The sequence below is a fragment of the Roseobacter litoralis Och 149 genome, from assembly GCF_000154785.2.
Taxonomy (GTDB): Bacteria; Pseudomonadota; Alphaproteobacteria; order Rhodobacterales; family Rhodobacteraceae; genus Roseobacter; species Roseobacter litoralis.
On sequence record NC_015730.1, the window covers coordinates 2,513,672 to 2,534,390 of the forward strand.

The 20,719-nt window shown below is 58.4% G+C and carries 19 protein-coding genes; 17 read left to right on the forward strand and 2 right to left on the reverse strand.

Going from position 1 to position 20,719, the window contains the following annotated elements:
* The first annotated feature begins 264 nt into the window (after nucleotides 1-264).
* Nucleotides 265-2,424, forward strand: coding sequence for a phosphoribosylformylglycinamidine synthase subunit PurL (gene purL / locus RLO149_RS11900; RefSeq protein ID WP_013962343.1), 2,160 nt, complete (start codon nucleotides 265-267; stop codon nucleotides 2,422-2,424).
* Nucleotides 2,425-2,524: 100 nt separating this feature from the next.
* Here purL and RLO149_RS11905 read toward each other — a convergent pair whose 3' ends face one another.
* On the reverse strand, nucleotides 2,525-3,781 hold the full coding sequence (locus tag RLO149_RS11905) for a vWA domain-containing protein (RefSeq protein WP_013962344.1): 1,257 nt from the start codon (nucleotides 3,779-3,781) through the stop codon (nucleotides 2,525-2,527).
* Nucleotides 3,782-3,829: 48 nt separating this feature from the next.
* Entirely contained in the window at nucleotides 3,830-4,738 is a 909-nt protein-coding gene (locus RLO149_RS11910) for an AAA family ATPase (RefSeq protein ID WP_013962345.1), read from the reverse strand.
* Nucleotides 4,739-4,976: 238 nt separating this feature from the next.
* Between RLO149_RS11910 and pyrC the strand changes: the two genes are divergently transcribed.
* The 16 genes from pyrC (at nucleotide 4,977) to RLO149_RS11995 (ending at nucleotide 20,652) form a co-directional block, all read left to right on the forward strand.
* Nucleotides 4,977-6,011: a dihydroorotase gene (gene pyrC / locus RLO149_RS11920; RefSeq protein WP_013962347.1), complete on the forward strand. Its 1,035-nt coding sequence runs from the start codon at nucleotides 4,977-4,979 to the stop codon at nucleotides 6,009-6,011.
* Nucleotides 6,012-6,063: 52 nt separating this feature from the next.
* Entirely contained in the window at nucleotides 6,064-6,741 is a 678-nt protein-coding gene (locus RLO149_RS11925) for an orotate phosphoribosyltransferase (RefSeq protein WP_013962348.1), read from the forward strand.
* Nucleotides 6,742-6,977: 236 nt separating this feature from the next.
* Nucleotides 6,978-8,471: a replicative DNA helicase gene (locus RLO149_RS11930; RefSeq protein ID WP_013962349.1), complete on the forward strand. Its 1,494-nt coding sequence runs from the start codon at nucleotides 6,978-6,980 to the stop codon at nucleotides 8,469-8,471.
* A 222-nt stretch (nucleotides 8,472-8,693) separates the two neighbouring features.
* A complete protein-coding gene (locus RLO149_RS11935) occupies nucleotides 8,694-9,482 on the forward strand; it encodes a DUF1194 domain-containing protein (protein WP_013962350.1) in 789 nt (262 codons plus the stop codon).
* A gap of 111 nt (nucleotides 9,483-9,593) precedes the next feature.
* Nucleotides 9,594-10,628 (forward strand): alanine racemase, encoded by a 1,035-nt coding sequence (gene alr, locus RLO149_RS11940; protein WP_013962351.1) that lies wholly within the window; start codon nucleotides 9,594-9,596, stop codon nucleotides 10,626-10,628.
* A complete protein-coding gene (locus RLO149_RS11945; RefSeq protein WP_013962352.1) occupies nucleotides 10,628-11,398 on the forward strand; it encodes an MlaE family ABC transporter permease in 771 nt (256 codons plus the stop codon). The genes alr and RLO149_RS11945 overlap by 1 nt, the downstream gene beginning before the upstream one ends.
* Nucleotides 11,395-12,141: an ABC transporter ATP-binding protein gene (locus tag RLO149_RS11950; RefSeq protein ID WP_013962353.1), complete on the forward strand. Its 747-nt coding sequence runs from the start codon at nucleotides 11,395-11,397 to the stop codon at nucleotides 12,139-12,141. The genes RLO149_RS11945 and RLO149_RS11950 overlap by 4 nt, the downstream gene beginning before the upstream one ends.
* A 193-nt stretch (nucleotides 12,142-12,334) precedes the next feature.
* On the forward strand, nucleotides 12,335-12,988 hold the full coding sequence (locus tag RLO149_RS11955) for a hypothetical protein (protein ID WP_013962354.1): 654 nt from the start codon (nucleotides 12,335-12,337) through the stop codon (nucleotides 12,986-12,988).
* 155 nt (nucleotides 12,989-13,143) lie between these two features.
* Nucleotides 13,144-14,505 (forward strand): DNA repair protein RadA, encoded by a 1,362-nt coding sequence (radA, locus tag RLO149_RS11960; protein WP_013962355.1) that lies wholly within the window; start codon nucleotides 13,144-13,146, stop codon nucleotides 14,503-14,505.
* 27 nt (nucleotides 14,506-14,532) lie between these two features.
* Entirely contained in the window at nucleotides 14,533-15,087 is a 555-nt protein-coding gene (locus RLO149_RS11965) for a CvpA family protein (protein ID WP_013962356.1), read from the forward strand.
* A gap of 185 nt (nucleotides 15,088-15,272) precedes the next feature.
* Nucleotides 15,273-16,757, forward strand: coding sequence for an amidophosphoribosyltransferase (gene purF, locus RLO149_RS11970; protein WP_044025328.1), 1,485 nt, complete (start codon nucleotides 15,273-15,275; stop codon nucleotides 16,755-16,757).
* Between the two features lie 5 nt (nucleotides 16,758-16,762).
* On the forward strand, nucleotides 16,763-17,179 hold the full coding sequence (locus RLO149_RS11975; RefSeq protein WP_013962358.1) for a DUF1801 domain-containing protein: 417 nt from the start codon (nucleotides 16,763-16,765) through the stop codon (nucleotides 17,177-17,179).
* Between the two features lie 31 nt (nucleotides 17,180-17,210).
* The gene (locus RLO149_RS11980; RefSeq protein ID WP_013962359.1) at nucleotides 17,211-17,846 is read left to right on the forward strand and encodes an SDR family NAD(P)-dependent oxidoreductase; all 636 of its coding nucleotides are present in this window, start codon (nucleotides 17,211-17,213) and stop codon (nucleotides 17,844-17,846) included.
* Between the two features lie 88 nt (nucleotides 17,847-17,934).
* Entirely contained in the window at nucleotides 17,935-18,720 is a 786-nt protein-coding gene (gene surE, locus RLO149_RS11985; RefSeq protein WP_013962360.1) for a 5'/3'-nucleotidase SurE, read from the forward strand.
* On the forward strand, nucleotides 18,717-19,370 hold the full coding sequence (locus RLO149_RS11990) for a protein-L-isoaspartate(D-aspartate) O-methyltransferase (RefSeq protein WP_013962361.1): 654 nt from the start codon (nucleotides 18,717-18,719) through the stop codon (nucleotides 19,368-19,370). Before surE ends, RLO149_RS11990 begins: the two co-directional genes overlap by 4 nt.
* A 73-nt stretch (nucleotides 19,371-19,443) precedes the next feature.
* On the forward strand, nucleotides 19,444-20,652 hold the full coding sequence (locus tag RLO149_RS11995; protein ID WP_013962362.1) for a LysM peptidoglycan-binding domain-containing protein: 1,209 nt from the start codon (nucleotides 19,444-19,446) through the stop codon (nucleotides 20,650-20,652).
* Nucleotides 20,653-20,719 lie beyond the last annotated feature (67 nt).

Consider the following 20,719-nt stretch of genomic DNA (forward strand, 5'->3'; position numbering starts at 1 on the left):
GCGCATAGCGGGCATGACGTCATTTGTACACAAACTGCCTTGAATGCGGGCAGCTTGCCTATTAATTCAGAGTTGTGAAGACGGCGCGGCTTGCGCGCACTCTTCACACCTCCCTGTTGGACTTGGCCGAGCCTCGCGCTCGGCCTTTTTTTTGCACAGTTGCCCACACACTGAACATCGCCTTGGCAGGATCGCCTCTTTCCCCCGCGCGCGCAGGCCTGTAAGAGGACGCCAAGTTTTGCCAGCCGGGGGACAATAAGGCCTATGCAAGAGCCTGCCATCACATCAGACCTGATTGCCAGCCACGGGCTCAGCCCTGACGAATATGATCGCATCCTCGATATCGTAGGACGCACGCCGACCTTCACGGAACTCGGCATTTTTTCGGCCATGTGGAATGAGCATTGTTCGTATAAGTCATCGAAAAAATGGCTGCGCACGCTGCCCACGACCGGCCCTCAGGTCATTTGCGGGCCGGGCGAAAACGCAGGGATCGTCGATATTGGCGACGGTCAGGCCGTGGTCTTCAAGATGGAAAGCCATAACCACCCCAGCTATATCGAGCCCTATCAAGGTGCGGCCACCGGTGTTGGCGGCATCCTGCGCGATGTCTTTACCATGGGCGCGCGCCCGATCGCAGCGATGAACTCGCTCAGTTTCGGCGAAATCAGCCACCCCAAGACACGACAGCTGGTCAACGGCGTGGTTGCGGGCGTGGGCGGATATGGCAATTGCTTTGGCGTTCCGACCGTCGGCGGCGAGGTGCGGTTTGATCCGGCTTATAATGGCAACTGCCTTGTGAATGCCTTTGCCGCCGGTTTGGCAGACACGGACAAGATTTTCTATTCCGCCGCCTCGGGCGTCGGCATGCCGGTGGTCTATCTGGGTGCCAAGACGGGTCGGGACGGTGTTGGTGGGGCAACCATGGCCTCCGCCGAATTCGACGATACCATCGAGGAAAAGCGGCCCACGGTGCAAGTCGGTGACCCCTTCACGGAAAAGCGCCTGATGGAAGCCACGCTGGAATTGATGCAGACCGGGGCGGTGATCTCTATTCAGGATATGGGCGCCGCAGGGCTGACCTGTTCCGCGGTCGAAATGGGCGACAAGGGCAATCTGGGCGTACGGCTCGATCTGGAAAAAGTACCGGTGCGCGAAGAGGCGATGACCGCCTATGAAATGATGCTGTCGGAAAGTCAGGAACGCATGCTGATGGTGCTGCGCCCCGAGTTGGAACAGGAAGCCAAAGCCGTCTTCGACAAATGGGACCTCGATTTCGCCATCGTCGGTGAAACCATTGCCGAGGATCGGTTTCTCATCGTCCACAATGGTGAGGTCAAAGCCGACCTGCCGCTCAAGACGCTGGCCGGCACCGCCCCCGAATATGACCGGCCTTGGGTTGCGGCACCCGCCGCTGACCCGCTCGGTGATGTGCCGGATGTGGACCCGATTGACGGTCTGCGCGCCTTGATCAGCAGCCCCAATTACGCGGCAAAGGACTGGGTGTTCACCCAATATGACACGATGGTCATGGCTGATACAGTGCGCATTCCCGGCATTGGCGCGGGCATTGTGCGCGTGCATGGCACCGACAAGGCGCTCGCTTTTACCTCGGATGTGACGCCGCGCTACGTCAAAGCCAACCCGGTTGAGGGCGGCAAACAGGCTGTGGCCGAAGCCTATCGCAACCTGTCGGCGGTTGGCGCCACGCCCCTTGCGACGACCGACAATATGAATTTCGGCAACCCCGAAAAGCCCGAGATCATGGGCCAGTTCGTCGGCGCGATCAAAGGCATCTCGGCGGCGGTCGCAGCACTGGATATGCCCATCGTGTCGGGCAATGTGTCTTTATATAATGAAACCGATGGCACCGCGATCTTGCCCACACCGACCATCGGGGCCGTTGGTCTGATCGCGCACCTCGATGACGTAATCGGTTGCGACGTGCGCGACGGACATGTGGCGCTGGTGCTGGGCGAGACGCACGGCCACCTTGGTCAATCCGCGATCCTGTCCGAAGTCTATAACCGCGCCGAGGGCGACGCCCCGCCGGTGGACCTTGATCAGGAAAAGGCGCATGGCGATTTCATCCGGGCAAACCGCGCCTACATTAAGGCCTGCACGGATTTATCCGACGGCGGGTTGGCTTTGGCGGCCTTTGAATTGGCCGAAGGCGCGGGCGTTGGTGTCTGTCTTGACGCCAGCGATACCCCAACACTTTTCGGCGAAGATCAGGGCAGATACCTGATTGCCTGCAATTTCGATCAGGCCGAAGCATTGATGATCGCGGCAAATCAGGCGGGTCTGACCCTGACATCGGTCGGGAAATTCACCGGCCATGCGGTGCGGTTTGGCGCGTCCAGCGCTGCCTTGTCCGAACTATCCGACGTCTATCGCCGGAGTTTTGGCGCGGCACTGGCCTAAAGCGTCATGCGAGAAAACTGAATCACATAAAGCTGCCTGAAATCAAAGATTTCAACGCGTTACATGATGCTAAAAAGTTGCATGTATTTCGTCAGACGCTCTAGACCCCAATTAGGCGCATCAACCTGTCTTTCTCGCCCATGTCATCGGGGCGGGAAATCGCGGCGGCAAGGTCTTCGAGCGAGGCAATCGAGTGACCTGCGCGAAAGCTGTCCACATGGGGCAGCATCGCGGCAATCCCTTGGGCCTTTGGTGCGAACCCTTCCCAGCGCAGCAGCGGGTTGAGCCAGATCAGGCGACGCGATGACAGATGCAGCCGCTCCATCTGTTTTGCCAGCCGATCCGGGCTATCGCGATCCAGACCATCGGTAATCACCAGCACGACCGCGCCCTGCCCCATCACCCGGCGCGACCAGTCGCGGTTAAAGGCCTCAAGGCACCTGCCGATACGCGTGCCGCCTTCCCAATCCTGCGCCTCGGCCCCGGCGGCGGCCAGCGCGGCATCCACATCACGCTGGCGCAGGTGGCGGGTAATATTGGTGAGCCGCGTGCCAAAGGTAAATGCATGCACCTTGGCCCATCCGGCCCCTTTTTCATTCGCAACAGCATGCAGGAAATGCAGCACCATGCGGCTGTATTGGCTCATGGACCCTGAAATATCACAGAGCACCACAAGGTTCGGCCAGCGCGGGCGTGGCCGTTTCAGAGCGATCTTGTGCAGATCACCGCCCTGCCGCATCGACTGGCGCAGCGTACGCGCGGCATCGACCTTGTGCCCCCTCAGGCTCGCCTGCGCACGCCGCGATTTGATCGGTTTGACCGGCAGGCTGAGACGCGCGATCATACGTTTGGCCTCGGCGACTTCGGCAACACTCATCTGCTCGAAATCAAGCGTGCGCAGCCGTTCCTCGGACGACATGGTGAGGCTTGCGTCAATCTCGATCTCGGTTTCCTCGCCCTCTTCCCCTTGCGACAAATCCGGTGCTTCGGCCCCGTCAAGCAAGGCCTCTGCCGCGCGTTTTTCGGCCGATCTGGATTTACGGTCCTCCTGCACCCCCCGCACCGCCGGGATCATGTAGGACATCATATGCTCAAGATATCGCGGGTCGCGCCAATAGAGCCGGAAAATCTGCGCGAAAACCGCGCGATGTTCAGGCCGGTTGACGAAACAGGCATGCAGCGTCCAGTAGAAATCGCGCTTCTCGGTAAACCCCGCCGCTTCTACGGCACGGACCGCATCAATCACCCGCCCCGGCCCAATCGGCACCCCGGCACGCCGCAAGGCCCGCGCGAAATGGGTGATGTTGCCCGCGAGTTTCGGTTCGTCAGGCAACTCCAACGGCGCATATTCAGGCATCTTGCACGCCTATTTTATGGTGCCCGGTGCAACCGGTTTGTACCCGCATCACACCGGCTCCAGCGTCGCCTTGACCTCATCCAGAATGCGTTTGGCTTCAGATCCATGCAGTTTCTGGATGTCATCCTGATATTTGAGGATCGCGCCCAGCGTATCGGCAATCACATCGGGGCTGAGGTTGATGACATCCAGCGCCAACAGACATTTCGCCCAGTCGATTGTTTCGGCCACACCGGGTTTCTTGAACAAATCCTCCGTGCGCAGCGCCTGCACGAAGGCCACAACTTCACGGCTGAGCGCTGCGGCGGCTTCGGGGGCGCGGGCGGTCAGGATTTCCATCTCGCGCTCGAAATCCGGATAATCCACCCAGTGATAGAGACACCGCCGTTTCAAGGCGTCGTGCACTTCGCGCGTGCGGTTGGAGGTCAGGATCACGATGGGCGGTTCCGGCGCCTTGATCGTCCCAAGCTCCGGGATCGTCACCTGAAAATCGCTGAGTGCTTCGAGCAGAAAGGCCTCAAACGGCTCATCGGTACGGTCCAATTCGTCAATCAAGAGCACCGGCGCGCCGTTTTCATCCGGGCGCATCGCCTGCAGCAGCGGTCGCTCAATCAGATACTCGTCGCTGAAAAGCTCCGCCTGAAGTGCGCCGCGCGATGCAGCACCCGTCGCCTCGGCAGTGCGGATTGCAACCATCTGTGCCGGGAAGTTCCATTCATACACAGCGCTGGACGCATCCAGCCCCTCATAACACTGCAGGCGGATCAGGCGCCGGTTCAGCCCGGCAGCAAGCGCTTTGGCGATCTCTGTCTTGCCGACCCCCGCTTCGCCTTCCAGAAACAGCGGACGCCCCAGTTTGAGCGCCAGAAATACAACCGTGCCAAGGGCGCGATCACAGACATAACCCTGATCTGCCAGCATTTCCTGAACGGCGTCGATGGTTTTGGGCGTGATCATGCTGGCTCCTGCTGTTGCTGACAGTACACTGCACCCTTCACGCGGAGCGTCAAGCAATCACGCCGGTCTATATCGGGTTTCCGGCGATCTTTTCTGCCTCCTTAGCGGCAAGACAGGTTCCAGGTGTTCGCCTGCGCCGCCTGGGCGATGCCATGAAACGCCCCGAAATCAACCACGCCAAGACGAAAGAAAACGCCAGCCTCTGGTGCCCCGCGCGTGCCTATGCTAGCGCAGAAACATGACAAAAACGCTGACCATCCGCCGCCCCGACGACTGGCATCTGCACCTGCGCGATGGCGCGATGCTGCGCGCCGTCCTGCCCGAAACCACCGCGCATTTCGCCCGCGCCATCATCATGCCGAACCTCGTTCCGCCCGTGGTCACCTTTGCGCAGGCGCAAGACTATCATGCGCGCATTCTCGCAGCGCTTCCGGAGGGTGCAGAGTTTACACCGCTGATGACGCTTTATCTGACCGAGGACACCGATCCTGACGATATGGCTGCTGCGCACGCCAGCGGGTTGGTCCATGCGGTCAAACTCTACCCTGCGGGGGCTACGACGAATTCAGCCAGCGGTGTGGCGAATTTTGACAATATCCGCGCCGTGCTGGAGCGTATGGCAGAGATCGGACTGCCGCTTTGTGTTCATGGCGAAGTCACCGATGATGACATCGACATATTCGACCGCGAGGCTGTGTTCATCGACCGTGTTCTGGACCCGATCCGGCAGGCGACACCGGGGCTGCGCGTGGTGATGGAACATATCACAACGCGCAATGCGGTGGATTATGCCACGGCGCAGGACGACACGCTCGGCGCGACGATCACGACCCATCATCTGGTGATCAACCGCAACCATATCCTCGCGGGAGGCATCAAACCGCATTACTATTGCCTGCCCGTGGCCAAACGCGAAGAACACAGGCTGGCTTTGCGCGCCGCGGCCACGTCAGGTGACGCGCGGTTTTTCCTCGGTACGGATTCTGCCCCGCATACAGACGCCAACAAGCTGCTGCCCTGTGGCTGCGCCGGGTGCTTCACCGCGACCAACACCATGTCCATCCTCGCGCATGTTTTCGAAGAAGAACAAGCGCTAGAGCGTCTGGAAGGATTTGCGTCCCTGAACGGGCCTGCGTTCTACCGTCTGCCCGTCAACGAAACACGTCTGACCCTGACAAAAACGCCCGCCACATTCCCCAGCCATATCGAAACAGAGGACGGACCAGTGACCGTATTTGACCCCGGATTTGTTCCGAATTGGACGGTGGTGTAATCGTCTCTGCGAAAGCGCCCTGCTCAGCCATCCAAACACGAAGGACAGCGATATGATCCCCTCCGCCTACCCCGATGCGAAAGAAATGGCACGCCTCACGGCCCGCATGCTGCTTGAAATCCACGCGGTACATTTCAACGCGAAAGACCCCTTTACGCTCTCTTCCGGTCTGCCCAGCCCGACGTATATTGATTGTCGCAAACTGATCAGCTTTCCGCGCATCCGCGCCACCTTGATGGATTTTCTGACCGTCACCGTCATGCGCGATGTTGGTTTTGAGGCCTTTGACAACATCGCCGGCGGGGAAACTGCCGGCATTCCCTTTGCAGCACTGGTGGCCGAACGCATGGCCCTGCCCATGACATATGTGCGCAAAAAACCCAAAGGCTATGGCCGCAATGCGCGTATCGAAGGGGCGATGAGCGAAGGCGAACGTGTGCTGCTGGTTGAGGATCTGACCACCGATGGCGGCTCCAAGCTGTCGTTCGTGGACGCGATCCGCGAGACGGGTGCGACCTGCGGGCATACGGCGGTGATTTTCTATTATGATATCTTTCCCGAAACGACGAAAACACTGGGCGATCACGGCGTCGCATTGCATTCACTTTGCACCTGGTGGGACGTGCTCGCCGAAGCAAAGGCACAGGGCGTTTTCGATGACGCAACGCTCAGTGAAGTGGAAAAATTCCTGAGTGATCCGCGTAAGTGGCAAGAAGCAAACAAGAAATAAAATCTTCTCCACATTCAGGTTCACTTCCTGCTCAGGGAATCAAAACCTGCATCAAGATGTTGCGCCAAAATTACATCCTGATACTATATCAGCGGACATAAAGGGTCGTGCACAGGGTCCAGCCCTTGTTATCCCCAGATTTGTCCCGATAGGCGGCAGGGGAATTTTCAACTACATCTGTCACATAAGCGTTACAAAAAACAGCAGCAGCAAATGCCGCGCAGGCAAGGACAGTCATGAACGAGATATCGACCTTCAATCCGACCGGCGTTGATGTGCAATCGCCAGAAACGATGCCGCATTCCATCGAAGCAGAACAACAGCTGTTGGGTGCCGTTCTGACCAACAACGACATTTATGACCGTGTGGCGTCAATCATTGGTCCCAAGCATTTTTACGACCCGGTCCATGCTCGGATTTACGAGATTGCCGCCGCGCGGATTGCCAAGAACAGCCTTGCCTCCCCGGTCACGCTCAAAGCCTTCATGGAAGACGATGAAGGCCTCAAGGAGCTTGGCGGCCCGGCCTATCTGGCGCGACTTGCAGGGGCCGCAATTTCTGCATTTGCGGTCAAGGACTATGCGCAGATGATCTATGATCTGGCCGTGCGGCGCGACCTTATCCAGCTTGGGCGCACGATTTCCGACAAGGCCGCGCATGTGGACGTTGCCTCTGAACCGCGTGAGCAGATTGTCGAAGCGGAACAGGCCCTGTACGCGCTTGCTGAACAAGGCCAGTCCGAAAGCGGTTTTCAGAGCTTTCTTAAGGCAGTAACAGATGCAGTTAATGTAGCTAACGCCGCCTACCAACGCGAAGGTGGCATGTCCGGCGTCTCGACCGGCCTGATCGACATGGACAAGAAACTCGGTGGGTTGCATCGGTCGGATTTGCTGATCCTCGCAGGCCGCCCGTCGATGGGGAAAACCTCTCTGGCCACAAATATCGCGTTCAACATTGCCAAGGCCTACAAACGCGGCGCGCTCCCTGATGGCAGTGAGGGTGCCGTCGATGGTGGCGTTGTCGGGTTTTACTCCCTTGAGATGAGCGCTGAGCAACTCGCCGCACGGATATTGTCTGAAGCCTCCGAAGTGCCCTCGGAACAGATCAGACGCGGCGATATGACAGAAACCGAATTCAGACGCTTTGTGGATGCGGCGAAATCGCTTGAGGCCTGCCCGCTTTACATTGATGACACGCCCGCACTGCCCATCGCGCAGCTTGCCGCCCGCGCCCGGCGGCTCAAGCGGACCCATGGGCTTGATGTCTTGATGGTGGATTATCTGCAGCTGGTGCGCGGAACGGGGAAATCTGAAAACCGCGTCAATGAAATCTCCGAGATCACCATGGGCCTCAAAGCCATCGCCAAAGAGCTGGATATCCCGGTCGTTGCGCTGTCGCAGCTGTCGCGTCAGGTTGAAAACCGCGAAGACAAACGCCCCCAGCTCAGCGATTTGCGAGAATCAGGATCCATCGAACAGGATGCGGATGTTGTGATGTTCGTGTTCCGCGAAGAGTATTACAAAGAACGCGAAAAACCCGGCGATCATGACCTAGAGGCCATGGCAAAATGGCAAGAAGAGATGGAACGTCTGCATGGCCGCGCCGAAGTGGTCATCGGCAAGCAGCGACATGGACCCATCGGAACAGTTGAGCTTAGCTTTGAGGGGCGTTTCACGCGCTTTGGCAATCTGGTTCAGCCATGGCAACAAGGCAGCGACCGCGAGTTTTAGGCGCGGTTCCCCATCTGCGGGCGGACACGATGGCCGTATCTGCGCGCTATCCCGCCCACGCAGCAGGTCAATTCTGCCTGTCGCATTTGTCCGACGCTGTGCCCGAACAGCACATCCGGCCCTGTTAGCCAGCCCCGAGCGCGATGGACGCAGAGCCATCAGAAGCCATGCATTCGTTTAAAATTGAGTGGACAGGCGTGTCGATCTTCCGTGAGATAGGGCATGCGAATCCTCACTCTGGTGCTTTTTCTGTGGCCCGTGATCCTGCCTGCACAAGACATCGAAGTTGATGTCGAGCTTTTCCTCGCCGTTGATGTATCAAGGTCAATGAACCGGGACGAGTTGGAACTGCAACGGCAAGGCTACTCCCAAGCACTGATGGACGCGGATGTGCTCGCCGCGATAAAGGACGGGCCACTGGGTCGTATTGCGGTCACCTATGTTGAGTGGGCAGGCGATCAGGCGCAGCGGATCGTGGTGCCGTGGCAAATATTGGCCACAACGCAGGATGCACAGAATATCGCAGAGACAATAGCGGCCAGGAAATCCCCGGCCATGCGCCGGACATCCATATCCGGTGCGCTTGCCTATGCCATGGAAAGTTTTGAGCACAATGGCTTTACCGGATTGCGGCGTGTCATTGACGTGTCGGGCGATGGCCCGAACAATCAGGGCCCACCGGTGACCCAATTGCGCGATGCAGCGGTGGCGCGGGGGTTTGTGATCAATGGGTTGCCCCTGATGACCGTCGATTTACTGTCTGAATTCTGGGGCATTCCCGATCTTGATATCTACTATGAAAACTGCGTGATCGGCGGGCCGGGCGCTTTTGTTGTTCCCGTACTCAGCTGGAATGAGTTTCCCGCCGCCATCAAGCGAAAACTGATCCTCGAAGTCTCCGCTTTGCCACCCTATGTCAGACAGGCGCAGTTTGCTGTGCCTTCCCCTTACGACTGTCTTGTCGGCGAAAAGATGCGCGAGGCCAATCGGACCTACTTCGAAATCCCCTGAACGCATGAAAAGAACAGCTTTTATGTGATCAACCGGCAATTTCCGGCAAAGGGTGCGCTGCATACTTGCCCAAAGACTTGACCTTGCGCGCATTCGTGTCATGAACGCGCCATGAGCACTGCAGTCCTGACAATTGACCTTTCTGCCTTGGCGGCGAACTGGCGAAATCTGAACGCCCGATCAGACAGCGAAACCGCGGCTGTCGTGAAAGCCAATGCCTATGGTTTGGGTCTGCGCACTGCCGCATCCGTACTCGCGCAGGCCGGTGCGCGCCATTTCTTTGTCGCCGTCGCCGAAGAAGGGGCCGCCCTGCGCGAAGTCCTTGGCACGGGGCCGCAAATCAGCGTTTTTTCCGGCCATATGGAGGGGGACACCCCTCTGATCCGAGACGCAGGTCTCACGCCGATGATCAATTCCATCGACCAGTTGATCAGACATGTTGAGGCCCTGCCCGACCATGACTTTGGCATCCAGCTTGATACCGGCATGAATCGGCTCGGCATGGAAGACGCTGAATGGCGCAGCGTGCGCGAAGTTGCCACGCAGCGCCCTCCCAGCCTCGTGATGTCGCATCTGGCTTGCGCGGATGAGCCGTCGCACCAGATGAACCGCCAGCAGCTGGACTGCTTTATCGAGATGACGCACGACATCTCTGCTCCCCGCTCCCTTGCGGCAACGGGGGGGCTGTTGATGGGCAGCGATTACCATTTCGATCTGACCCGACCGGGCATTGGCCTGTATGGCGGGTTGCCTTTTGTCGATGCGCTGCCCGTTGTGCAGTTGGACGTGCCGGTTATTCAGGTGCGCGACGTGCACCCCGGAGAGACGGTTGGCTATGCAAACACATGGACGGCGGCGGCACCTGCGCGGATTGCCACGATCTCGGCTGGCTATGCCGATGGCCTGATCCGCGCGATGGGGGCCAAGGCGAACCTGCATGCAGGTGATGTCGCCGTACCCGTGGTGGGCCGCGTTTCCATGGATCTGATCGGTGTCGATGTCACGGCACTCAGCGCAGACCCGGAAAGCCTGCAACTGATTGGCCGTCACCAGTCGGTCGACACGGTTGCGGACTTTGCAGATACCATTGGATATGAAATACTGACGTCTCTCGGCGAAAGATACAAAAGGGTCTATACGCAGTGATGTTTTTCGCCGTCATAGGCCGCGTGATTATGGGCGCACTGGCAGCCATTGGCCGGATCGCTATCTTTGGCGGCCAATGCATCAGCCATCTGGTGCGACCGCCTTTTTATGGCCGCGAATTCGTGACGCAACTGGTGAATATCGGATGGCTGTCCCTGCCCGTTGTCGGGCTGACGGCTCTTTTTACCGGGGGCGCGCTTGCCCTGCAGATCTACGCAGGCGGGTCCCGGTTTAACGCCGAATCCGTCGTGCCCCAAATCGTTGCGGTCGGTATGGTGCGCGAATTGGGCCCGGTTCTTGTCGGTCTGATGATTGCCGCGCGGGTTACGTCATCCATCGCCGCCGAGATCGCGACCATGAAGGTGACGGAACAGATTGACGCGCTCGTAACGCTATCCACGCACCCGATGAAATATCTCACCGTGCCGCGCGTTCTTGCGGCGGTGCTGGTGGTGCCGCTGCTGGTGGCTATCGGGGATATCATCGGCATTTTCGGCGGCTATGCTGTCGCAACCGGAACCCTTGGGTTCAATGCGGCGACCTATATCAATAACACCGTGAACTTTCTGGAACCGCTGGATGTGATCTCGTCCCTGACCAAAGGGGCCGTGTTTGGCTTTTGCGCCGCTCTCATGGGGTGTTATCACGGCATGAATTCAGGCCGCGGTGCCATGGGTGTTGGTCGTGCCACAAAAGGGGCCGTCGAGGGGGCGGCCATTCTCATTCTGGCCGCAAACTTCGTTCTGACGGGGGTATTCTTCACGCTATGATCCGCATGGAAGGCGTTCATAAATCCTTTGGTTCAAACCACGTTCTGCGCGGGATAGACCTGCAGATCGACAAAGGGTCGTCAATGGTCATCATCGGCGGTTCCGGGACCGGCAAGTCAATTGCGCTGAAATGCATATTGGGGCTTGTCACACCGGACACCGGCACGATCATAGTCGATGGCAAGGATGCGGCAACCGGCGACCGGGATGCCTTTCTCGCCCGCTTTGGCATGCTTTTTCAGGGCTCCGCCCTGTTTGACAGTCTTCCGGTCTGGCAGAATGTGGCCTTTCGGTTGCTGCGCGGCTCACTGAAGCGGCCCAAAGACGAAGCGCGCGCCATCGCGATTGAAAAGCTGCGGCGCGTGGGGCTGAAGCCCGATGTGGCAGACCGCTTACCGGCAGAGTTGTCAGGCGGCATGCAGAAACGTGTGGGCCTTGCCCGCGCAATCGCCGCTGAGCCGGAGATTATCTTTTTCGATGAACCCACGACCGGCCTTGATCCCATCATGTCCGGTGTCATCAACGATCTCATTCGCGAAATCGTCGTGGAAATGGGGGCAACGGCGATGACCATTACGCATGACATGACAAGTGTGCGCGCGATTGCTGACAATATTGCCATGCTGCATGAGGGTGTCATTCAGTGGACTGGCCCGGTAGCGCAGATGGACGACTCCGGTGATCCCTATCTCACACAGTTCATCAATGGCAGCGCCGAAGGGCCGATTGAATCCGTCCGATAGACATAAGCGGGGATTCATTTTGGCACGGGTATACACAGCGTCAAATCCGATATTTTTTCCGCGCGGGCCTTGATCGAAGCATTAACCATTTAGCGTCATTGTAATTGCGACGCACATGCCTTTGTGGCATTTCGGTTCAAGAGAATTTTAGACGTTTTAACAAGTTTCGGTTTAACCAGTGGATAAATTGGGTATGAAAAAGTTCGTCCTCGCGGCAGCGATTGTCGTTGCAACGGCAGCAGCAGGTCATGCAGTCACAATCATCGATTCCAGCACGCAGGGCCTCTATAACGCGGGTATTGGAAACGTCCTGAACGGCACCTCCAACGCATTCCCTGGCGTGGGCGATGGCGACCCTACACAATCATTTGGTCCCGGCGATGCACCCGATCTAACGGCGGCGGCTTCTGCCTTGGGTGACTGGTTGACAACGCCATCCACACCCGGCGGTGCATGGTCCACAAACGAGCAGGCAATTCCGCGCAACTGGACAGTCAACGATGAAACAGCGGTCATTTATGCCTTTGACGCTGGTGCAAACGGGCTTGCAAACCTCAACCTCAGCATCGGGGTCGACAACGGTATTTTCGTCTGGCTCAACGGTGTGTTCCAGGGCGGTGCAATGGCACCGGGTGGCGCGCGTTTGGGAGAATTCACGCTTGATCTCGGCACGGTTCAGGCCGGCACGAACTTCCTGCAGTTGCTGCGTGAGGATCACGGTGGTGGCACGGGATATTTGATCGAGGTGACAGGTGACGAGATTTCCGCAGTTCCGCTGCCCGCCGGTTTACCATTGCTCCTTGCGGGTGTGGGCATCTTTGGCTGGATGAAGCGCCGCGCGGCCTGAACCACACGACACCACGCACCTCAAGGTGCACAGAACGCCAAGGCAGGCCTCAGAAAATTCTGAGGTCTGCTTTGCTGCGCGGCTTGGTAGAACCTGCACGAACCGGCCGCTTAAAATCTCTTTGACGGCAATCCTCGTCTGCGCCACAAGAGGCCATGGCTAAATCCCCCTCCTTCTCCTGCTCCGCCTGCGCAAGTGTCACAACCAAATGGGCCGGACGCTGCGAAACCTGTGGCGAGTGGAATACGATCTCCGAGGACGCAGGCATCTCGAAAGGTCCCGCGAAATCGCTCGGGGGGAAGCGTGGCTCATCCGTTAAGCTCACCAATCTTTCCACCGAAGAAGCCCCTCCGCCCCGCACCACCTGCGGCATCAAAGAGCTGGACCGCGTTTTGGGCGGCGGATTGGTTGCGGCCTCTGCCATACTTGTCGGTGGCGATCCGGGTATCGGCAAATCCACGCTGCTGCTGCAGGCCGCAGCCCAATTTGCACGCAGTGGTTTGAAAACCATATATGTCTCGGGCGAAGAGGCCTCGGCGCAGGTACGCATGCGCGCACAGCGTTTGGGATTGACCGACGCGCCCGTCCAACTGGCGGCCGAGACGAACCTGCGCGACATCCTCACGACACTGGAAGCAGAAAAGCCCCAGCTTGCCATCATCGATTCCATCCAGACCATGTGGGCCGACAATGTCGAAAGCGCGCCCGGCTCCGTCAGCCAGGTGCGGGCCGCCGCCTATGAGCTGACGAGTTTTGCCAAACGCAAAGGCATCAGCGTGATCCTTGTGGGACATGTAACCAAAGACGGCCAGATCGCAGGGCCGCGCGTGGTCGAACACATGGTCGATACGGTGCTTTATTTTGAAGGCGAACGCGGGCATCAGTTCCGCATTCTGCGCGCGGTTAAAAACCGATTTGGTCCCGCCGATGAAATCGGTGTTTTCGAGATGACGGGCGGCGGGCTGGACGAAGTCGCCAACCCCTCCGCGCTGTTTCTGAGCGAACGGGGGGCCCCCTCACCCGGGTCTGTCGTATTTGCCGGGGTTGAGGGCACGCGTCCTGTCCTCGTTGAATTTCAGGCACTGGTGTCTCCGTCCCCCCATTCGCAGGCGCGGCGCACGGTTGTCGGTTGGGATGGTGGGCGGCTTGCAATGATCCTTGCCGTGCTGGAGGCGCGATGTGGCATCCCCTTCGCAGGTCTGGATGTGTATCTGAATGTCGCGGGCGGCATGAAAGTGTCAGAACCGGCGGCGGACCTTGCGGTTGCGGCGGCGTTGCTCAGCGCACGCGAAGACGCCGCGCTCCCCGCAGATACCGTCGTTTTTGGTGAAATCAGCCTGTCAGGTGCCCTGCGACCGGCCACCCAGACCGAAAACAGGTTGAAAGAGGCGCAAAAACTTGGTTTTACCAGCGCCATTGCTGCCAAGGGCGGTAAAGCGGTCGGGGTCAGTGGTATTTCGTTAAATACGATGCCGGACCTGACAGGCTTTGTAGGCGAGATTTTTGGCGCAGGCTAAGCGTCACGTAAAGAGGCAGTTGAGGCTATGGAAAACTTCACAATGATTGACGGGGTCGTGGCCCTTGTGATCGTCATCTCGGCGCTGCTCGCCTATAGTCGCGGCGTCGTGCGCGAGATCATGGCGATTGTCGGCTGGGTTGCGGCGGCCATCCTTGGCTTCATGTTTGCCCCACAGGTCGAACCCATGGTGCGCGAAGTGCCGGTAGTTGGCGAATTTCTGGCCGATAGTTGCGAATTGTCGATCATCGGGGCGTTTGCTGCTGTCTTTGCCGTCTCGCTGATCATTGTGTCTCTCTTTACCCCACTGTTTTCTTCAGTCATCCAGCGCTCCGCACTCAGCGGCGTGGATCAGGGCCTCGGTTTTCTGTTTGGGGTTGCGCGTGGCGTATTGCTCGTTGCCGTCGGGTTCTTCGTCTATAACACCGTCGTCACAGGTGAAAGCTACACCATCGTCGACAACAGCCGCTCTGCCGCGGTTTTCTCTCAACTGACCGACGAAATCGAAGGCGCCGAGCCCGAGCAGGCGTTGGGATGGATCACCGGCCAATACGAAGCACTGGTCAGCAATTGCGGACAGTAACACCTGTTATCGATGCATGGTTTTCCCGCAGTGCGAGAAAAAATGTCACGCCACAGGTGCTCACTTCAGCAAAGACCGCGACAATCGGCGCCAAGACCGTCATAGGTTCGTGACATAAGCCTGCGCAGCGCCTAAACAGTGCTCAACCGCAAATCGGATTCGGAGCTGCCCCGTTGTCCAAAATTATGCCACCCGCTCATCCGTTTGATACCAGCTATCTGCGCGACAGCGATGACGACGACAAACTGAAAGAAGAATGCGGGATTTTTGGCGTCATTGGTGTCGTCGATGCCTCCAATTTCGTGGCCCTCGGTTTGCACGCCTTGCAACATCGCGGACAAGAGGCGGGCGGCATCGTCAGCCACGACAAGGTACAAGGGTTCCAATCAGCACGCCGATTTGGATATGTGCGGGACAACTTCACCAGCAAATCAGTGATGGAAACACTGCCGGGACCAATTGCGATCGGGCATGTGCGTTATTCAACCGCCGGATCAAAAGGCCAGACAGCCATTCGTGACGTCCAGCCGTTTTTTGGTGAATTTGCCATGGGCGGTGCTGCCATCGCCCATAATGGGAACATCACCAACGCGAACGCCCTGCGTCGCGAGTTGATCGAACGCGGTTCAATTTTTCAAAGCTCTTCCGACAGCGAATGCATCATCCACCTTATGGCGCGGTCTTTGCAACGCAACATTCCAGAGCGCATGGAAGACGCCCTTCGCCGGGTTGAAGGGGCATTCTCAGTTGTCGCGATGACGCGCACTAAATTGATCGGCGTGCGTGATCCGCTTGGGGTGCGACCGCTTGTTCTGGGCAAAATCGGGGATGGCTGGGCGCTTTCTTCGGAAACCTGTGCGTTGGATATCATCGGGGCCGAGTTTATTCGGGAAATTGAACCCGGTGAAATGGTCGTCATTACGGAAAAGGGTGTCGACAGCCAGTTTCCGTTTCGCCCGCAAAAACCACGTTTCTGCATTTTCGAACATGTCTATTTCTCGCGTCCCGACAGCATTCTGGGCGGACGTTCGGTCTATGAAACCCGCGAGGCAATTGGGCGTGAATTGGCCAAGGAAAGCCCGGTTGAGGCTGATCTTGTCTGTCCGGTTCCCGATTCAGGCACCCCGGCGGCGATTGGCTATTCGCTGGAGTCGGGTATCCCCTATGCGATGGGGATCATCCGCAATCAATATATGGGACGCACGTTTATTGAGCCGACCGAGCAGATCCGCAACATGGGCGTGCGCCTGAAACTGAACGTGAACCGGGCACTGATCCGCGGCAAACGTGTCATTCTGGTGGACGATTCCGTGGTGCGCGGGACAACGAGCCGCAAGATCAAAGAGATGATCCTGGATGCCGGCGCGAAAGAGGTGCATTTCCGCATTGCTTCACCGCCGACCGCATGGCCCTGTTTTTACGGTGTGGATACGCCGCAACGCGAAAAGCTGCTGGCGGCAACCATGTCCGAAGAGGAAATGCGAGACCATTTGCAGGTCGATAGCCTGAAATTCATCTCACTGGATGGCCTTTATCGTGCCGTGGGCGAGGCGAAAGGCCGGAACCCGAAACAGCCACAGTATTGTGATGCGTGTTTTTCCGGCGAATACCCGGTTGTCCCCTCAGATCAAATCGAAGACGGCTTTGAAATGAAGCCCGCAGCCGAGTAAACGCAGTGTCGGGGGCCATACCACCCCTGCCCGCCTTCGTCGAACAGCGTATCACGGTCTGGCCGCGAAAGGCGAAAGACCGTTTTCATGACATCCGGGCTATTGTTCTGGGTTCAGTCGCCGATGCGCAGGACGTAAACCTGATCGAAACGCTGAAATGGGGACAGCCTGCGTGGCACCCGGACAAACCAAAGGTGGGATCAACGCTTCGTCTCGCGTGGCAGCAAGCGCGCCCCAACCAGATTGGCATGTTTGTGAATTGCAACACCACGCTCGCGGACACGATGCGAAGCCTCTATCCGACAAGTTTTGAATATCAAGGCAAGCGCGCGCTTTATCTGCCATTGGATGCACCGCTGCCCGAGCAGGCCATCGCGCATTGCGCTGTTCTGACACTGACCTACCACCGCAAGAACGCTTGACGCCCGCGCGATAACACGGCACCAGCAGGGCATGACAAAAACTGCTCTCATTACCGGCGCATCGCGCGGCCTCGGATACGCTCTTGCCGAAGCGCTCGCACCTACGCATCACATCATCGCCGTTGCGAAAACAACCGGCGCTCTCGAAGAGTTGGACGACCACATCCAGGCAAAAGGCGGCACAAGCACGCTCGCGCCCATGGACATCACCAATACGGACGCCATGGCGACGCTCTGCCGTGGGATATTTGATCGTTGGGGCAGCCTTGATCTGTGGCTGCACGCGGCCATTCATGCGGCCCCCCTGACACCGACAAGCCATATCGACAGCAAGGATCTGGCCAAATCCATCGCCGCCAATGTCACCGCAACTGCGACATTAATTTCTTTTGTCTCGCCACTCCTCGGTGCAGACGGACAAGCGGTGTTCTTTGATGATCCATGCGCAGGGGAAAAGTTCTTTGGCAGCTACGGCGCCAGCAAGGCCGCGCAGATTGCGCTGGCCCGCTCGTGGCAGGCCGAGAGCGCGACGACGGGACCAAAGGTGCATATTCTGACACCGCCACCGATGCCAACCGCGACCCGCGGGCGCTTCTATCCCGGTGAGAACCGCGATGTGTTAACGCCCGCCAAGGACGCAGCCGAAGCACTTCTGTCACAACTCTGAGCTTTCAGCATCCAAAATACATGACAGAGGGCTGCTTCTCTTGCTGCGCTCCACCCGCTCGCCTATCAAAGCCAAAAGGGGCTTGGATATGCGCATTTTAATTACGAACGACGACGGGATAAACGCACCCGGGCTGATGATTTTGCAAGAAATCGCAACCCGGCTGGCGGGTGACAAGGGCGAAGTCTGGACAGTCGCACCTGCGTTCGAACAATCCGGCGTCGGCCATTGCATCAGCTACACCCGCCCCATGATGGTTGCGCAAATGGGACCGCGCCGCTTTGCCGCTGAAGGGTCACCGGCAGATTGCGTGCTGGCTGGCTTGCACGATGTGATGAAAGACAGCCCGCCCGATCTGGTGCTTTCCGGCGTGAACCGGGGCAATAACTCTGCTGAAAACACGCTTTACTCGGGCACCATTGGCGGCGCCATGGAAGCAGCCCTGCAAGGGTTACCCGCGATTGCGCTTTCGCAATACTACGGGCCGCGCAACAACTCCATCGAGAACCCCTTCGAGGCCTCAGCACAGCATGGTGTCGATGTGGTGCAGCGCATCCTTGCGCATACACCGCAGGAAACGGGTGGCTACCGTCTGTTTTACAATGTGAACTTCCCCCCTGTTCCGGCCGACGAAGTCCTCGGTATCCGGTTGGCAACGCAAGGCTTCCGCGAGGGTCTGGGGTTTTCGACCGAGCCGCATAACGCCCCATCGGGTCGGCGTTTTTTGTGGATCAAAGGCGGCGATCAGCATCGCCCGACCGCACCCGGGTCTGACGCGCAGTTGAATCTGGAGGGGTACATCTCGGTCACGCCGATGCGGGCGGATTTGACCGCGCATGACATGATGGCTCCGCTGGCAGGCATCAATACATGATGACAGACGTGTCTGAGGCAGAACGCAAGATGCAGTTCCTCTATGCGCTGCGCTCCAAGGGTGTCACAGATAAACGCGTGCTCTCAGCAATGGAGAGTATCGACCGCGGACCCTTTATCCGGGGGATTTTTGCTGAGCGCGCCTATGAGGACATGCCGCTGCCGATTGCCTGCGGTCAGACCATCAGCCAGCCATCGGTTGTCGGGCTGATGACGCAGGCGCTCAGGATCAGCCCGCGCGACAAGGTGTTGGAGGTGGGCACAGGCTCCGGGTATCAGGCGGCGATCCTCAGCCGTCTGGCCCGCCGGGTCTATACGCTGGACCGCCACAGCCGATTGGTGCGCGAGGCGCGCACCCTTTTCGAAGAGATGAACCTCACAAATATCACCGCGATCACCGCAGATGGCAGCTATGGCCTTGCGGATCAGGCCCCTTTTGATCGCATCCTCGTCACTGCCGCCGCAGAAGATCCTCCCAGCACGCTGATGGAGCAGCTCAAGGTCGGGGGCATCATGGTCATTCCCGTCGGACAATCTGACGCCGTTCAGCATCTGATCGTTGTTCACAAGACCGAAGATGGTCTTGAATATGACGAGTTGCGGCAAGTCCGCTTTGTTCCTTTGCTGGAAGGCTTGGGAAAGGACGGATAAGCTGTTATAGTGTTAACGAATAAGCGGCCGGAAAACCGGCTCACGCTCAAAGAGCAACGTTGAGGACATGCAGATGGTCAGACATATTTCCCGCACGCGGGTTCGCCTATTGTTATTGAGCGCAAGCACCGTGGCGCTGCTCGGCGCATGCACGCAAGGTTTCGATTACGATTTGCGCGGCATCGGTGGCGGGTTCTCCACAGCAGATGCAGCAAGTCAGGTCGGCACGGAACAGCGTCCGCAACCGGACAATCGGGGCGTGATCTCCTATCCCAACTATCAGGTCGCCGTGGCCGAACAGGGGGATACGATCCAAAGCGTCGCGACGCGCTTGGGCGTGGACGCACCTGCCCTCGCCAGCTTCAATGGCATTGATGAGACCGCGCCGTTGCGCAGTGGTGAAATCATCGCCCTGCCAAACCGTGTGGCCGAACCAAGCCCTTTGACAGGCGCACAAAGCGATGGCCCCATTCAACCGGGCAGTGTTGATATTGGCGCATTGGCCGGGAATGCTATCGACCGCGCCCCCGAGACAAACAACGGTGACGTGCGTGTCGCGGCCCTGCCGCCCGCCTCTGGTACGGCTGAGCCTGCCAGCACCGGAAAAGAACCCGTGCGCCACAAGGTTGAACGCGGCGAGACCGCCTATACCATTTCGCGCCTCTATCAGGTTCCTGTAAAATCACTGGCCGAGTGGAATGGCCTCGGTTCCGATTTTGCGATCCGCGAAGGGCAGTTTTTGCTGATCCCGGTCGCGATGCAATCTCCCCCCGCCGCACAAACCGAAGACGCCACGCCAAAGCCTGGAACCGGCTCTCCCACACCGACGCCTCCCAGTGCGACCAGACCACTGCCACCGCCCGAACCACTCTTGTCCGAGACACAGCCGCAGCCCTCCATTGATGTGGGTGAACGTACGGCGGCCTCTGATGTGGCCCGCATGTTGTTTCCGGTGAACGGGTCCATCATTCGTGAGTATTCCAAGGGCCGCAATGAGGGCATCAACATAAAAGCCGCCCCTGGATCGGACGTGAAATCAGCGGATGCCGGCACCGTTGCGGCCGTCACCAAAAGTGCCGAGGGCGTGCCGATCATCGTGATCCGACATGAACCCGAATTACTGACCGTCTATGCCAATGTGACCGACGTCAGCGTCGAAAAGGGCACAAGGGTGACACGAGGGCAAAGCATTGCCAAGCTGCGCGATGGCGATGATGCCTTTGTTCATTTTGAAGTACGGCGCGGGTTTGACAGCGTGGATCCTATGCCGTTTCTGCAATAGCGCCGTAAATCAGGCGCGGCAAAAAGAGCTTTGCAAAGTCGATGTGTTGAATTTGCAAACTGAACCG

Coding starts and splice junctions, on each gene's coding strand:
- purL (WP_013962343.1), top strand. CDS start 265: ATGCAAGAGCCTGCCATCACATCAGACCTGATTGCCAGCCACGGGCTC.
- RLO149_RS11935 (WP_013962350.1), top strand. CDS start 8,694: ATGCGAATCCTCACTCTGGTGCTTTTTCTGTGGCCCGTGATCCTGCCT.
- RLO149_RS11945 (WP_013962352.1), top strand. CDS start 10,628: ATGTTTTTCGCCGTCATAGGCCGCGTGATTATGGGCGCACTGGCAGCC.
- surE (WP_013962360.1), top strand. CDS start 17,935: ATGCGCATTTTAATTACGAACGACGACGGGATAAACGCACCCGGGCTG.
- RLO149_RS11930 (WP_013962349.1), top strand. CDS start 6,978: ATGAACGAGATATCGACCTTCAATCCGACCGGCGTTGATGTGCAATCG.
- radA (WP_013962355.1), top strand. CDS start 13,144: ATGGCTAAATCCCCCTCCTTCTCCTGCTCCGCCTGCGCAAGTGTCACA.
- alr (WP_013962351.1), top strand. CDS start 9,594: ATGAGCACTGCAGTCCTGACAATTGACCTTTCTGCCTTGGCGGCGAAC.
- RLO149_RS11905 (WP_013962344.1), bottom strand. CDS start 3,781: ATGCCTGAATATGCGCCGTTGGAGTTGCCTGACGAACCGAAACTCGCG.
- RLO149_RS11950 (WP_013962353.1), top strand. CDS start 11,395: ATGATCCGCATGGAAGGCGTTCATAAATCCTTTGGTTCAAACCACGTT.
- purF (WP_044025328.1), top strand. CDS start 15,273: ATGCCACCCGCTCATCCGTTTGATACCAGCTATCTGCGCGACAGCGAT.
- RLO149_RS11910 (WP_013962345.1), bottom strand. CDS start 4,738: ATGATCACGCCCAAAACCATCGACGCCGTTCAGGAAATGCTGGCAGAT.
- RLO149_RS11980 (WP_013962359.1), top strand. CDS start 17,211: ATGACAAAAACTGCTCTCATTACCGGCGCATCGCGCGGCCTCGGATAC.
- pyrC (WP_013962347.1), top strand. CDS start 4,977: ATGACAAAAACGCTGACCATCCGCCGCCCCGACGACTGGCATCTGCAC.
- RLO149_RS11965 (WP_013962356.1), top strand. CDS start 14,533: ATGGAAAACTTCACAATGATTGACGGGGTCGTGGCCCTTGTGATCGTC.
- RLO149_RS11925 (WP_013962348.1), top strand. CDS start 6,064: ATGATCCCCTCCGCCTACCCCGATGCGAAAGAAATGGCACGCCTCACG.
- RLO149_RS11995 (WP_013962362.1), top strand. CDS start 19,444: ATGGTCAGACATATTTCCCGCACGCGGGTTCGCCTATTGTTATTGAGC.
- RLO149_RS11955 (WP_013962354.1), top strand. CDS start 12,335: ATGAAAAAGTTCGTCCTCGCGGCAGCGATTGTCGTTGCAACGGCAGCA.
- RLO149_RS11990 (WP_013962361.1), top strand. CDS start 18,717: ATGATGACAGACGTGTCTGAGGCAGAACGCAAGATGCAGTTCCTCTAT.